Here is a 14,281-nt window from a genome sequence, read left to right as displayed (position 1 = left end):
CACCAAAACAAAAAAACGGGCACCTATTCAATTAGTAGACTGGGTGCCCGCTTCTCAAATTAAGCTATTCAAGGATAGTGAATAGCTCATGCAAGTTCGCTATTGTATAAGTAGCTTTTACTTCTTTGCTAGCTGGTTTCTTTTCGCGGTTGATCCACACAGATTTAATACCAACTTTGGATGCACCGAGAATATCGGTCATTAAATTATCTCCGACCATTAATGCGTCATCTTTATTAACTCCAGCTATCTCTAATGCATGTTCAAAAATTGATGGATCTGGTTTGCCTTTTCCAAATGCTCCTGAAATGATAATTTGATCGAAGTAAGGAGTTAATTCTGGAGTAATTTCTAGTTTCATATTCTGTAGGCTTGGGGAGCCATTCGTTATTAGGAAAAGTATATACTTTCCTTTTAACAAATCTAACACTTCAAATGTTTCTTCATATACAAAAGGACTTTCTTTTCGCTTTTGTGGGAAATACTTTGCCAGTTCTCTTCCGAATTCCGCATCATCAATACCTAATCTATTTAATCCTCTTGTCCATGCTTCTCGTTGATAAACAGGTGCTATCGCTTTCAACTTTTGAAACCCTTCGCTTGGATCATCGAAAGTTCCCCATAAGCCTTCAAATGGGTTTATACCGATCATTTGCGTAAATGTTCTTGTTTCATATGTATCATATAATTCACTCGCTTCATCGCGGACGGATAACTCTAATGCTTTTGAATCGATATCCACTTTCGTCGCCGCATACTCACAAGTTTTTTGAAAAGCAGTTTCTACACTTTTTTTATCCCATAATAATGTATCATCTAGATCAAAAAAAATAGCCTTCATTTTCAATATACTCCCTTCCTTAACTTACTTAATACTTTACCTCAGTAAAGCGAAACTGTCACTAGAGCGCAAGCGAGTAAGCGAGCATTTATCATATCCAAAACGTGAATAACTACCACCAACGCTTAAAACAATGGAGTATGCTAAATGGTGTTGCAACAACATATTTGCAACACCATTTAGCATACTTTAATTTCATAAACACCTTTGCTTTTGTTACAGATGAGCATAGTATTCTTCTATTTGTGGTGGAAAGTTGTTTGCATCCAACGAATGAAACAAACGCAACAATTCCATTAAAAAAATGATAGTATAACAAGGTTTTTGGAAATATTTGTAGAATAATAATCTATAATGAAAGAAAAAACAAGTAGCCTAAATAATAAACGAGAAGGGGATGATATTTATGGAAAAAATTAGCAATTATATAGTTGATATACTGTTAATATTGGTACCTTTTATATATGGGTATTTAGTAAATGCACTGATATTACCGATTTATCCATTCACCATGCAATTAGTATTTCTTATTTTTTGGTTTTTTGTAGGTATACGCTTTTCAAAATGGAATATATCAAAATGGAAAAGTTTTTTGATAGGAAATTTTTTATGGTTGATTTCATTTGTTCTATTCATTTGGCAATTTATTTTATTAGATGGTGTTGCAAGAAATATAAATATTGCATTATTAGCACAAAACTACTTGCTTCCATTTGTTTATGGAGCAGCGAAAGTACTTCCATTTATACATAGTGGTACAATAATTATGTTTAATGCGTATATTTTTATGTTGATAGCATTTTCCATTGGATTTTTTGTTAAGAAAAAATAACTGGGAGGATGCTTATGTTTTTAAAGAAAATTACTGTATTACGCGATGAACCAAACATGGAAATTCGGTATCCATTTATAGTACCTACTATAAATAATTTAACGGAACTTAATTAATAGAATATGAAATGACTGGTCATTATCAAATCACAAAGTATTTTTTAGACAATCGAGAAAAATTCTTAAAAGACTTACTGGAAAATGTATAATGTGAAACTTTATCTCTATTAAAGGCGTTATATACAATTATGGGAGTGAAATAAATGAGCGTAATCGTACAATATATAGATAATATGCTTTTTTTCATTTGTATTACGCTTCCGTTTATATTTGTTTGGCGTTTCATTAGATGGAGAAAAAGAGGGTTTAAGCTACAAGAAAGTTTACACGAAGTGGGAATTTTTTTGCTTATTTCCGTTCTCATTGGTGTTTTTTCACAAACGATTGTGCCGCGGCATGGTTTGATGAAACCTACATTGTCCAATGTGAATTTTGAGTTATTTCGTGTCTTTAGAGAAACGTATAATGCTATTAAGTATTTAGGTTTTTGGCAACCTTTTTATATTAACTTTCTTGGCAATATAATTCTTTTCATGCCCATTGGTTTTCTATTACCCCTTCTTTTCAAAAGAATGGAGCAATTTCCTTATACGATCATTGTAGGATTATGTATTTCACTCTTCATTGAAATAACGCAACTTCCTCAAAACAGAAGCAGTGATGTAGATGATTTATGGCTGAATACACTTGGTGCCCTGATTGGGTATATTGTTTATTTAATGATCGAAAAGAGATTTCCTACATTCACAAAAGTTTTTAAAAAGCTAAAGGAGAGAAGTTTATAACTTCTAGTGCCGGGTAAATAGTAAACGAACGAAAATGTAAGGAGAGTAACATGATGATGATACCTAAAGAATCGAAAATGGAAGAAAAACGAGATAACATGATTGAAGACCTTGTAAACAAAGGCATATTTAAAATCGACGGAAAGCAGTTATATGAGCTCAACTTTTATGAATTAACAAAAGAATATATAATAGAAGAAGAAAGCTAAAAGTACCTAAAGAAATAGGTACTTTTTTTTATGTCGACACACTATACTGCATAGGTAATATCCATGAGAAAAATGTGGTACACTTGATTCAAACACAGATGAGGTGGAGTATAAATTGACTTTTTTACAAGATTTAAATGAAACATTACAAGAAAAATGGGCAAAAGCAAATTTTGCATTTGAAATGCCTATCCAAACACAATTAATACCACATATGCTTAATGGTTCAGATATAGTAGCAGAATCTCCAACCGGAACGGGAAAAACGTTAGCGTATGTTCTTCCCTTATTACAAAGGGTAGATCCTACAAAGAAACAAATTCAAGCATTAGTCATGGTACCTTCACAAGAATTAGGTATGCAAATAGTGGAAGTCTTTCGTGAATGGGTAGTAGGGACAGGTATTACTGTTGCTCAATTAATTGGTGGGGCAAATATTCAAAGACAAATTGAAACCTTAAAAAAGAAGCCAACAATTATAGTAGGAACACCAGGACGATTACAAGAACTGGTGAAAGTAAAAAAATTAAAAATGCATGAAGTCAAAATAATTGTCTTAGATGAAGGAGACCAATTATTAAGTCGAGAACATCGCACAACCGTAAAAGGTTTAATAGATGCAACCCTTGAAAGACAACTAGTTGTTGCTTCTGCTACGATTACCGACGAAATAGAGTTAGTTGCAGAAAGAATGATGAAAGATCCAGTACGCATTCAAGTGTCTGCTGAAGAAATTCCTTCAAAAGGTGAGGTCATTCATAGCTTTGTGAAAACAGAAACACGTGACAAAACAGAGCTTTTAAGAAGAATCTCCCATTTAGAAGGAATGAAGGGCCTTGCATTTGTAAATAGTATAGACCAGCTTTTGATGAAGGACGCGAAACTTACTTACCGTGACGCGCCAATAGTATCCTTGCATTCTGAAATGAAAAAAGAAGAACGTAAAAAAGCATTAGATGACTTTAAAAATGGAAAAGTAAGTATACTAATTGCAACAGATGTAGCAGCAAGAGGACTCGATATTTCGGGCTTAACGCACGTGATACATGTGGATGTACCGCATTCGATTGAGCAATACTTACATCGTTCAGGACGTACTGGACGTGCTGGAAAAGATGGAGAAGTATTAACATTATTAACATATGCTGATGAAAAAACGTATAAAAAATGGACGAAAGAGCTCCCGAGTAAACCAGTACAGAAAATTTGGTATCGTGGTGAATTCATTGAAGGATCATCGAAAACGATTGAGAAGAAAGGGAGATAAATATGAATTTCCAACAAAAGCTAGAAGAATATGCAGAACTAATAATTAAGGTTGGTTTAAATATTCAAAAAGATCAACCCCTTCTTATTAGTACAACCACGGACACGATTGAATTTACAAGACTAGTCGTGAAAAAAGCATATGAAGCTGGTGCAAAACGAGTAGACGTAAACTACACGGACGAAGTAAATGCACGAGCTTTTTACGACCTAGCACCTGAGCAAGCATTTCATGAGTTTCCTAAATGGGCTGCCATGCAAAGGGATGAGTTAATCGAAAACAAAGGGGCATTACTATGGATAGATGCGGATAATCCAGATCTACTTGAAGGTGTTTCCATCGAACGAATTACAAGTTTCCATAAAGCAAGTGGAAAAGCGTTAGAAAACTACCGAAAAGCAGTGATGAACGACGTCATTACTTGGTCTATCGTTGCAATGCCATCACCAAAATGGGCTGCAAAAGTATTTCCTCATTTAGAAGGAGAATATCAAATGCAAGCACTATGGGATCTTATTTTCCAAGTAGTGCGAGTAGGTGAAGGAACAGCAGTTCAAAAATGGAAAGAACATATTGACCATTTAGAGAGCCGCGCAGCATTGTTGAACGCAAAACGATTTAAAAAATTACACTATAAAGCGCATGGTACAGATATTCAAGTGGAACTTCCAAAAGGACATATTTGGCTTTCTGGTGCTAGTAAAAATGGACAGAACGTTCCTTTTATTGCAAACATGCCAACAGAAGAAGTATACACTGCACCTCTTAAAACAGGAGTAAATGGTTATGTGAGAAATACGAAGCCGTTAGTATATCAAGGAAATATTATCGATAATTTCACGTTAACTTTTAAAGATGGAGCCATTACAAAAGTTCAAGCGGCTACTGGAGAAGAACTATTACAAGAACTAGCACAAACAGACGAAGGTGCAAAATATTTAGGGGAAATCGCATTAGTTCCTCATGAATCACCAATTTCTGCATCTAACGTTTTATTTTTCAATACCCTTTTTGACGAAAATGCATCCAACCATTTTGCTATTGGAGAAGCTTATCCTACTTGTGTGGAGGGTGCCCGTGGTTTAACAAAAGACGAGCTTGAAAACCTTGGACTTAATACTTCCATCGTGCATGAAGATTTTATGATTGGTAGCGCAGATATGGATATACTAGGAGAGTTAGAAGACGGAAAGGTAGAACAAATTTTCCGAAAAGGTACTTGGGCTTTTTAAGGAGTAGATTCTAATGAAAAAATGGATAGCTTTAGCCGTATTACTTTTCCTCCCATTTTGCTCCATTATTACGGAAGCAAAAGGGGGAGGAGTTTATATTGCTTTAGGGGATTCTATAGCCGCAGGTCAAACACCAAATAGAGCAATTGATGCAGGATATACAGATTTAATAGCACAAGAGTTAATGCGGTCTCATCAGCTTGCCTATTTCTCGAAAGCACTTGCATTTCCGGGTTATACGACCGCAGACGTGTTAAGAACTGTTCGTACGAAAGAAGCGAAGGAATTACTAAAAAATGCAACAGTTGTCACGATTTCAGCAGGAGCAAATGATTTGCTTAGACTTGTTCAAGTAAATCCTTCTAATGGGTCAGTCGCATACAAGCAAATTCAAGTAAACTATGCGCTAAACAATGTGCGCAAAAATATTGATGATATTATTAAAGAAGTTCAAGCAGTTACACCGAAAGCAAAAATAGTTGTAATGGGCTATTATTTTCCTTATCCGCATGTACATGATGCACAAAAGGAAGGCATCAAGAAAGAGTTAAATACAATGAATGCTATTTTAAAGACCGAAGCTAATGCAAATGGAGCAACTTTTGTAGCTGTGGATGAGGCCTTCAAGGGCCATGAAAAAGAGTTATTACCGAATCCATCTGATGTTCATCCTACAATGGAAGGGTATCGTCTTATAGCTAATGCTTTTTTCAAACAGTATAATGAACGTTTACAGGTAAATAAAAATGAACTACCAGCTCCAAATCCTTTGACTTTTGAACAAATTCTCGAAAAACAAAAAGAATCCATTAAAAAACCTGTTTCAAGAATACAAGGCTTCGATCATTATTTGTCTTTGACAAAGTTAAAGCCCTATATATAGAAAAATCTGCTCCCAATCTACTGGGAACAGATTTTTTATTTGACAGTTTTTCTGGATTTCATTATTTTGCGTACGATTGGATAGACTATTGGCGCCAATTTTATAGCAGTTTTAACTAAGTTTTTTACTCTCATTTTTATCGCTCCTAAGATTTTATACTGTATTATTAGATTCCCATTTTTACAGTAATATAAACATTATCTCAATACTTTGACACCTTGAATAATATTCCAAATAAGAGTAATGATATAAATAACTAAATATAAGAATACAAGTAATAGGGGTCCTGAAGTCATAAAGAAGGAAGGTTGATTGAAAGAACTATAAGACATAGAAAACACACTGGAATAGATAACGATAAATAAAATAATCATAAAAATAAAAGGGATTAAATGTGAAATGAACGAACGTTTTGCGTGCTGTTTCACTTTCGTATCATGCGTAATAAAGAATACGATAATTGGCAGTATTAATGGCGCAAACAACACACTAAAATAGGATAACGCTGATAACAGTTTATTATTATCCATAAGAGTTTTTTCTCCTTTCCAATTAATAGATTAACAACAATTGAGTGCGGCACAGGAGCGTTGGATAAAGTAAATTTTCCAATTAGCCTTGGATAAGTTAAAATTAGTCTCACTTTCTGATGAATTGGTCTCGGGTATAGGACAAGTGGTCTCTCCTCAGGGTAAACTAGTCTCGAAGTGCCATAAAGTGTAAATAAGTGCACCTGATTAAGTAGCTCTTTATTTCTAAAAAGCGTTTTGTAGTTAGTGTGCACATAAAGGACACTTGCGTTTTTCTTAAGAGATAAGAAAGTATATGGATTTTCGTCCTGCGAAACCAGTGTTCATAGTACTTTAAAGAATTAAATAATACCGCGGATTTCCGTTTCAGGTGGACGCGTTCCGCGGGGTGAGCGATGAGCCATCACCGCCGCTACGCGTTCGATGTGATGGCTCATCTGTCTCCGAGGAACGAAGGCTAAGAGCGCCACATCGTGTGGCAACGCCTTCGTGACCAACATCCTGTTGGCCTCCGTCTGGAGTCGCCACCTTTCACTACAATCCATTAAGTAAGTAGTATCTAACAAGAAGATTTAGCCAAGCTATCGCTAAGAGGATAGAATTAGTTTAAGAAAACGTAGTGATCATGAATCCTGTAATCGTTGTTGAATAAGAAATGCTATTGCTTTTTAAAATTTTGGTGAAATTTTGTGCATCCAGATAAAATGTAGTTCTCAATCTAATGTTCATAGGATTTAAATGTCATCTATCTTACTAAGCAATTATAATTCGCCCCATACATACTAGTTGATTGGAGCGGAGGCGGCGACTTCTGCGGGAATAGCATGAGCGGAAGGCCCCGCAGGATCGCAGTGACGAGGAGACTGAAGCCATGCCCGCGAAAAGCGTCCGCCATAGCGGAAATCAGGCGGTTTTTCTAATATTCATTTCACTCAATAATAAAAGAGACTAAAATATTTTTATATTTTTCTACGGATGAAATAGAGACATATTCTTTTTCGCCATGCCAATCCGCTCCAGAAGGGCCGAACTCAATAGCTCCCGCTCCATTTTTTGCATAGAAACGAGTATCTGCGGAACCATGTTGGCCGAATAAGTTAGTAATAGAATTCGTCCATTTTGTTGTAACTTGTTGAAGCTTAAGAACGTGTGAATTGTTTTCTTCTGTAGTCACTGCTGGTTCACAAGCATGAACAATTACTTCACTTCCAGGGTAATGTATATGAGCAGCATTTTTAATTTCCGCTAAAATTTCTTCCTGTTTTTGACCCGGAACAAATCGAATATCATAGCTCATGAGACATTCATCCGGAACAACATTGTATCTGTCTCCTGCATGTATTTTCGCCAAATTTAGAGATGGATAATCATAGAACTTATTACTTGCGGTTAAAAAAGGTAGTTTTCGGATTTCTTTATCGAATGCATAAGCTTGTTCAATCGCATTTATCCCTTCCCAAGGGCGACTGCCATGACTGGATTTACCTTTCAATGTTACATTCAACTGGATAATTCCTTTTGCTTGAAGACCGATATGTAAATGAGTTGGCTCTCCGCAAATGATGAAATCTCCGTTAAATCCTTGGTCCACTAAATATTTGGATGTATCTCCATCTGTTTCTTCATCGGTTACAATATGAAGTTGGATTCTTTTCGTTAATTTTTGTGGAATGAAAGAAAGTTCATAGAAAGCTTGCATCATAGCAGCAACTCCTGCTTTCATATCCGCTGATCCTCGTCCGAATAATTTGTCACCTTCTACATATGGATTAAATTGTTCTGCATTTCCGGGAACAACATCGACATGACCGTTCCATATAATACATTCATCGCCACTTCCTATTTCTGCGACGAGCATCATTTTAGAATTACTTTCATAAATTTTTGAGACAATTCCTCGATCTTCTAACCAAGTTTTGCAAAATAATAATGCTAAATTAGCACTTTCTACATCATCACTTTTTATGCGAATTAGATCTTTTAATAACTCAAGCATGAACAATACCCCTTCCTCATATAATATTTCTATTAGTATAACAATTAACAACATAGGGTTGCATTACTTATTTTATTGGGCTACAATGAATTCGAACTAAATAATTCATAACCACAAGGGGCGTCGCTTACGCGGCTGAGATAGTACCCTTCGAACCTGTAAGTTAATGCTTGCGTAGGGATGTGGATGGAAACTGACAATCGCGCGATGTCTGGGTCTATCCCAGGGTCGTTTTTTTGTGGTCAAAAAAGGGGATTACAATGAGAAATCAACGTGTATTGTTATTAATAGAAATCGCTATTTTTGCAGCTCTAGGGTATGTATTAGATATGATTGGGTTTGGTATGCCGCAAGGTGGATCCGTTACTTTTGTACTTGTTCCAGTTATATTAATCGCTTTTCGTCGTGGAATTGCTGCCGGACTTTTAACAGGATTTTTAATTGGGTTATTACAAGTAGTAACAGGTCGTTTTTATGCAGTCCCATTATCTTTTGGGTTTGTGATTATCCAAGTATCAATTGATTATTTTATTGCATTTATGGTTGCTGGATTTGCTGGGGTATTTAGACCAGCATATATGAAAGCACTTGAAAATAAAGATACGAAAAAAATGGCGATTGCCGTTATCTTAGGAGCATTCCTTGCTGCGTTCCTTCGCTATTTAGCACATGTTACATCTGGTATTGTATTTTTTGGAGAATATGCTGGCGATCAAAACGTAATTCTATATTCATTAATCTATAATGCTACTTATATGATTCCGGTATTTTTATTCGCTGCATTCATTTGTACTATCTTGTTCGTAAAAGCACCACGCCTTCTACTGCCGAATAACGCGTAAATATGATATGATAATTGTACATTCAAATGAGAAGGGATCTTTTAAGATGATTGTACAAACAAATGAAGAGTTAGAAGCGTTAAAAAAAATTGGCCGTATTGTGGCGGAAATTCGCGAAGCGATGCGAGCAGCAACAAAACCGGGTATAACTACAAAAGAAATCGATGAAATCGGTGGGAAACTATTTGAACAAAATGGTGCCATTTCAGGACCTATGGGAGAATATGATTTTCCTGGTTATACGTGCATAAGTGTAAACGAAGAAGTGGCGCATGGTATACCAGGATCACGTGTTATTAAAGAAGGAGATATTGTCAACATTGATGTCTCCGGCTCATATGATGGATATTTTTCGGATACTGGTATTTCATTCGTCGTTGGAGATGGCTACGAAGAAAAAGAAAAACTATGTGCCGTAGCTGAAAGTGCATTTAATCGTGCTATGTTAAAAGTGAAAGCTGGATCTCGTTTAAATCAAATCGGGAAAGCTGTAGCTAGAGAAGCAAAAGAGAATGGTTTGCATGTTATTATGAACTTAACTGGGCATGGAATAGGGAAATCGCTTCATGAAGCTCCTCAGCATGTACTGAGTTATTATGATGCTTGGGATCCAACGATTTTAAAAGAAGGAATGGTTCTTGCAGTAGAGCCTTTTATCTCTCAAAAAGCAGAACATATTGTTGAATCAGGAGATGGTTGGACTTTTGTAACACCAGATAAATCGCTAGTCGCTCAAATTGAGCATACGATTGTCGTTACGAAAGAAGGACCGCTTTTATTGACAAAAATAGATTAATAAAAGCGCAAGGTGTCTGTTTAGCCGCGACCTCGAGCGGCTGGCGCCTGGATAGAAAAAAATGCCTTGGAAATTAAGTTTTCCGAGGCATTTTTTTTATGAAAAATATTCCTGCTATAAGGACACAACTTAAGAACATAGAAGCAGCGGTGATTAATAATTCATCCAACAAATGGTGAACAGCTATACCGATAAAGGACCAAATAAAAACAAGTACGATAACGGGATCATTATAATGGAATCGAATATGCAGGGCAATTGCAGTAACTACTGTTAGAAAAATAACTGCCCAAAGCGATTTTGTTATTCCCAAACCACTAAATTCAATGAAAGTAAGATAGTAATCGATATTTACAAATGTATCAACGAATATCCATCCTAGATAAATGGAGATAGGTAGTCTCACCATCCAAGATAGTTCCGTAGTCGAGTACGTATTATATAGTAAAAATAAGATTCCTATTAACGCGAACAGATCGAGTAACGAAAATAAAAATAATTCATAATGCCAAAAATAGGTCCAAAGAATGTTTAGGATGGAACTACTCACGAATAGGATGACTCGTTTTGCAGATACCGTTTCTCCACGTTTATATTCTTGTATAATATGCCATATCCAACACGCTAATAAAAAATAAATGGCAAACCAGATAAGCAAAACGAAGCTTGCAGTTGTAAATAAAGCTGGAAGCCTATTGGCTATTTCTCTAGTTGTATGATGATTTAGTGGCAGTGTATTTGCAAGTATATTTATCGCAACGGTAGAGATCAAGCTTATAATCAAAAGGATTATTTTAAACATACGCATCCCTCCTATCCCTATAGTATACCTTTCAATTATTATTACGAACAACTGATTTGTGAATGTTTTATGGCAAAAGCGGAATAATCGAATAACAAAACATGGTATAATAGTATTCGAACTAGTATGAATTTTAGGGGGAAAAGTAATGGTAGAAAAGTTATATCCAATTACGTGGGATCTAGATTCATTTTTTGAAGGAGGAAGTGTCTCAAAAGATTTACGGATACATTTAGATGAAGTGAAGGAAAAGCTGAAGATATTTGAAGAAAAATTAAAAAGCTTTACTGCTCCAACTTCAAGCGAAGCTGCACAGGAATTAGAAAATATTATTAACGAATTAAAAGATATTGCAACTAATTTATCAGAAGCAGGAGCGGTAATTGGTTGTTTTCAAGCGCAAGATACAACAGATAAACATGCAGCACTTTTAGAAGGAGAAATGGGAAGTATATATGCAAAGTTCTCTTCTTTGATGCTTGTTATCCAGCAAGTTTTAAGTAAGACAGAGGAAACAGTTTGGAATGGCTTAATGCAATCCAAGGAACTATCAGAGTATACATTTGTCCTTAATGAGTGGAGAGATGAAGCGAAAAAGATGCTCTCTGAAAAAGAAGAAGACATGATTACAACTCTTGGAGTAGATGGTTATCATGCTTGGGGTCAACTTTATGACTTATTAGTAGGAGACATTAGAGTAAAAGTTAGAGTGGATGGAGAAGAAAAAGAACTTTCCGTAGGGCAAGCAAATAATTTAAGTTCCCACGAAAACGCTACAACTCGAAAAGAAGCTTTCGAAGCATTAGAAACCGCTTGGACTGAAAAAGAAGAGTTCTTTGCAAAAACATTAAATCATCTAGCTGGTTTCCGATTAGCTGTATATGAAAAAAGAGGCTGGGAATCTGTGTTACAAGAACCTCTTGATATCAATCGAATGAAACAAGAAACATTGGATGCAATGTGGGGTGCAATTTCTAAAAATAAAGCTCCTTTTGTCGAATATTTAAACGTAAAGTCGACAATGCTAGGGGAAAAAGGAATGCATTGGTATGATTTAGATGCACCAGTAAGTGCTTCAACAGAAAAAATGGATTATCAAACAGGTGCGGAGTTTATCCTTAAGCATTTTAAAGAATTTGGTCCGAAGTTAGAAGCCTTCACTAGAAATGCATTTGAGAAAGGGTGGATTGAAGCAGAAGATCGCCCAAATAAGCGTCCAGGTGGCTTTTGTACAGGTATGCCAGTTTCGGAAGAATCTCGTATTTTCATGACATATAGTGGAACGATGTCAAATGTTTCAACGTTAGCACATGAATTAGGACATGCCTTTCATTCATATGCTTTAAAACCCGTTCATTGGATGAATCGTCAATACGCCATGGGTGTTGCGGAAACAGCCTCAACTTTTGCGGAAATGATCGTTGCAGATGCAGCCGTAAAAGAAGCTAAAACGGATGATGAAAAAATTGCTTTATTAGAAGATAAAATTCAACGAAGTGTTGCGTTCTTTATGAACATTCATGCTCGTTTCTTATTTGAAACAAGATTTTATGAGGAACGTAAAAATGGAATAGTTTCTGCAACAAAATTAAATGAATTAATGGAAACTGCTCAAAAAGAGGCTTATGGAGATGCACTCGAAACGACTCATCCACATTTCTGGGCTTCTAAACTTCATTTTTATATTACAGGGGTACCGTTTTATAATTTCCCATATACTTTTGGTTACTTATTTTCATTAAGTATTTACGCAAAAGCAATTAATGAGGGAGCAAATTTTGAAGAGAAATACATTGCTTTACTTCAAGATACTGCAGTAATGTCAGTAGAAGATTTAGCGATGAAGCATCTTGACGAAGATATTACAAAAGAGGCATTTTGGATTAAGGGCATTAACCTTTGCATTCAAGATGTAAATGAGTTTATACAATTAATAAATGCAAAAGGGTGACGATGCTTGATCTATTTAGAAGGAGATACATGTTATTTACGGACATTAAATGTAAAAGACGCACCTAGTCTAGCTGATCTCGTTTATAGAAACAAAAGATATTGGTCTATTTTTGAACCATTACATCGAGAGGAGTATTATACAACCGTTGTGCAAAGGGAAAAGATTCGAGAGTCGCTATTATTAATGAATGAAAAAAGAGAATTTAGTTTTGGCGTGTTTGCACATGGTACTGATCAAATGATTGGTAGTATTTCTTTGTATAGTTTAAAAAGAATGCCTTTTTCAAGTGGACTCATCGGCTATTCGATCGATGAACAATTTATAGGGAAGGGTATTGCTTCAGAAGCCGTCCACATTATAAAGCTATTTGGGTACGACCATGTCCAATTAAATCGAATTGAGGCTTATGTATCTCCAAGGAATCTTGGATCTATAAAAGTATTGGAAAACAATGATTTTCAACGGGAGGGCTTACTTCGTAGTCTTCTATTTATAAATGGAAAGTGGGAAGATCACTATATTTACGCTTCCATTAGTGAAGAATATCGATAAATTTCTTATATAAACAAAAAGTTGGCTATTCACTTAGGTGAATAACCAACTTTTTTGTCGATTTCCTGGGAAATAATTAGTTAATTTGTATAAAGTGCACCGTCTACTACTAAATCTAGTCTACCAGTATTTGGATCAATGATTAGACCATGGACAGGAATATCCTTAATCATTAAAGGATGATTCCGTATCATTTCAACGCTATGTAAAACACTTTCTTTTACATCTGAAAAACCTTCTAACCATTTTTCAATATCTACTCCGGAGTGTTCTAATATATCAAAAATGCGGGGATCTATACCTCTAGATGTCATTTTCTCTATAATTTTTTCGGAATGAATAGAACTCATACCACAGTCATGATGACCAATAACATATATTTCATCTGCCTGAAGTTCATAGACGGCTACGATTAAGCTACGCATAATCCCACCGAAAGGGTGATTAATAATCGCTCCTGCACTCTTTACAATTTTGACATCACCATTTTTAAAATTCATAGATTTAGGGAGCATTTCTATAAGGCGAGTATCCATGCACGTTAAAATAACAACTCGTTTGTCTGGAAACTTCGTAGTTAAATAAGGTTCATATAGTTTATTTTCAACAAAATAATCATTGTACTTTAACACTTCACGTAAATTAGGCATAAATTTCCCCCTTCATATTCTGTCTTTTTATTCTATATGAAAACAGGGAAG

The 14,281-nt window shown here is 35.5% G+C and carries 16 protein-coding genes, 1 pseudogene and 1 riboswitch; of the genes and pseudogenes, 11 read left to right on the top strand and 6 right to left on the bottom strand.

Annotated features, from left to right (window positions below; translation table 11 throughout):
• Positions 1-64: 64 nt before the first annotated feature.
• Positions 65-841, bottom strand: a complete 777-nt coding sequence (locus tag ACEPXD_RS15555; RefSeq protein WP_391117359.1) for an HAD family hydrolase — start codon at positions 839-841, stop codon at positions 65-67.
• A gap of 86 nt (positions 842-927) precedes the next feature.
• On the opposite strand from ACEPXD_RS15555, the pseudogene ACEPXD_RS15550 reads away from it, so the two are divergent.
• The 7 genes and pseudogenes from ACEPXD_RS15550 to ACEPXD_RS15520 form a co-directional block, all read left to right on the top strand.
• Positions 928-1,033, top strand: a pseudogene (locus ACEPXD_RS15550) (IS1595 family transposase); the annotation flags it as partial.
• Between the two features lie 214 nt (positions 1,034-1,247).
• A complete protein-coding gene (locus ACEPXD_RS15545) occupies positions 1,248-1,673 on the top strand; it encodes a hypothetical protein (protein ID WP_391117357.1) in 426 nt (141 codons plus the stop codon).
• Positions 1,674-1,935: 262 nt separating this feature from the next.
• Positions 1,936-2,517, top strand: coding sequence for a VanZ family protein (locus ACEPXD_RS15540; protein WP_391117356.1), 582 nt, complete (start codon positions 1,936-1,938; stop codon positions 2,515-2,517).
• Positions 2,518-2,567: 50 nt separating this feature from the next.
• Complete coding sequence (locus ACEPXD_RS15535) at positions 2,568-2,726, top strand: Fur-regulated basic protein FbpA (protein WP_391117354.1); 159 nt, start codon at positions 2,568-2,570, stop codon at positions 2,724-2,726.
• A gap of 115 nt (positions 2,727-2,841) precedes the next feature.
• Positions 2,842-3,993, top strand: coding sequence for a DEAD/DEAH box helicase (locus ACEPXD_RS15530; protein WP_391117353.1), 1,152 nt, complete (start codon positions 2,842-2,844; stop codon positions 3,991-3,993).
• Positions 3,994-3,995: 2 nt separating this feature from the next.
• Positions 3,996-5,225 (top strand): aminopeptidase, encoded by a 1,230-nt coding sequence (locus ACEPXD_RS15525; RefSeq protein WP_391117351.1) that lies wholly within the window; start codon positions 3,996-3,998, stop codon positions 5,223-5,225.
• 13 nt (positions 5,226-5,238) lie between these two features.
• Complete coding sequence (locus ACEPXD_RS15520) at positions 5,239-6,108, top strand: SGNH/GDSL hydrolase family protein (protein ID WP_391117349.1); 870 nt, start codon at positions 5,239-5,241, stop codon at positions 6,106-6,108.
• A 35-nt stretch (positions 6,109-6,143) separates the two neighbouring features.
• Here ACEPXD_RS15520 and ACEPXD_RS15515 read toward each other — a convergent pair whose 3' ends face one another.
• The 3 genes from ACEPXD_RS15515 to ACEPXD_RS15505 all read right to left on the bottom strand — a co-directional run bounded on the left by ACEPXD_RS15515 (position 6,144) and on the right by ACEPXD_RS15505 (position 8,634).
• The gene (locus ACEPXD_RS15515) at positions 6,144-6,242 is read right to left on the bottom strand and encodes a hypothetical protein (protein ID WP_391117347.1); all 99 of its coding nucleotides are present in this window, start codon (positions 6,240-6,242) and stop codon (positions 6,144-6,146) included.
• Positions 6,243-6,305: 63 nt separating this feature from the next.
• The gene (locus ACEPXD_RS15510; protein WP_391117345.1) at positions 6,306-6,638 is read right to left on the bottom strand and encodes a DUF4870 domain-containing protein; all 333 of its coding nucleotides are present in this window, start codon (positions 6,636-6,638) and stop codon (positions 6,306-6,308) included.
• A 928-nt stretch (positions 6,639-7,566) separates the two neighbouring features.
• Positions 7,567-8,634 (bottom strand): M20 family metallopeptidase, encoded by a 1,068-nt coding sequence (locus ACEPXD_RS15505; protein WP_391117343.1) that lies wholly within the window; start codon positions 8,632-8,634, stop codon positions 7,567-7,569.
• Positions 8,635-8,740: 106 nt separating this feature from the next.
• A riboswitch (TPP riboswitch) is annotated at positions 8,741-8,832 on the top strand.
• A gap of 62 nt (positions 8,833-8,894) precedes the next feature.
• Here ACEPXD_RS15505 and thiT point away from each other — a divergent pair.
• Positions 8,895-9,476 (top strand): energy-coupled thiamine transporter ThiT, encoded by a 582-nt coding sequence (thiT, locus tag ACEPXD_RS15500; protein ID WP_391117341.1) that lies wholly within the window; start codon positions 8,895-8,897, stop codon positions 9,474-9,476.
• A gap of 46 nt (positions 9,477-9,522) precedes the next feature.
• A complete protein-coding gene (gene map / locus ACEPXD_RS15495; protein WP_391123294.1) occupies positions 9,523-10,272 on the top strand; it encodes a type I methionyl aminopeptidase in 750 nt (249 codons plus the stop codon).
• Between the two features lie 73 nt (positions 10,273-10,345).
• On the opposite strand, the gene ACEPXD_RS15490 is transcribed toward map, so the two are convergent.
• Positions 10,346-11,074, bottom strand: a complete 729-nt coding sequence (locus ACEPXD_RS15490; protein ID WP_391117339.1) for a tryptophan-rich sensory protein — start codon at positions 11,072-11,074, stop codon at positions 10,346-10,348.
• Between the two features lie 148 nt (positions 11,075-11,222).
• Between ACEPXD_RS15490 and ACEPXD_RS15485 the strand changes: the two genes are divergently transcribed.
• Together ACEPXD_RS15485 and ACEPXD_RS15480 are read left to right on the top strand one after the other, a co-directional pair.
• On the top strand, positions 11,223-13,025 hold the full coding sequence (locus ACEPXD_RS15485) for a M3 family oligoendopeptidase (RefSeq protein WP_391117337.1): 1,803 nt from the start codon (positions 11,223-11,225) through the stop codon (positions 13,023-13,025).
• Positions 13,026-13,031: 6 nt separating this feature from the next.
• A complete protein-coding gene (locus ACEPXD_RS15480; RefSeq protein ID WP_391117335.1) occupies positions 13,032-13,580 on the top strand; it encodes a GNAT family N-acetyltransferase in 549 nt (182 codons plus the stop codon).
• A gap of 80 nt (positions 13,581-13,660) precedes the next feature.
• Here ACEPXD_RS15480 and ACEPXD_RS15475 read toward each other — a convergent pair whose 3' ends face one another.
• Entirely contained in the window at positions 13,661-14,230 is a 570-nt protein-coding gene (locus tag ACEPXD_RS15475; protein ID WP_391117333.1) for a beta-class carbonic anhydrase, read from the bottom strand.
• Positions 14,231-14,281 lie beyond the last annotated feature (51 nt).

Source organism: Psychrobacillus sp. L3, assembly GCF_042945595.1.
GTDB lineage: Bacteria > Bacillota > Bacilli > Bacillales_A > Planococcaceae > Psychrobacillus.
Note: the sequence above shows the minus strand (reverse complement) of the source record. Positions and strands in the feature narration are given on the sequence as shown.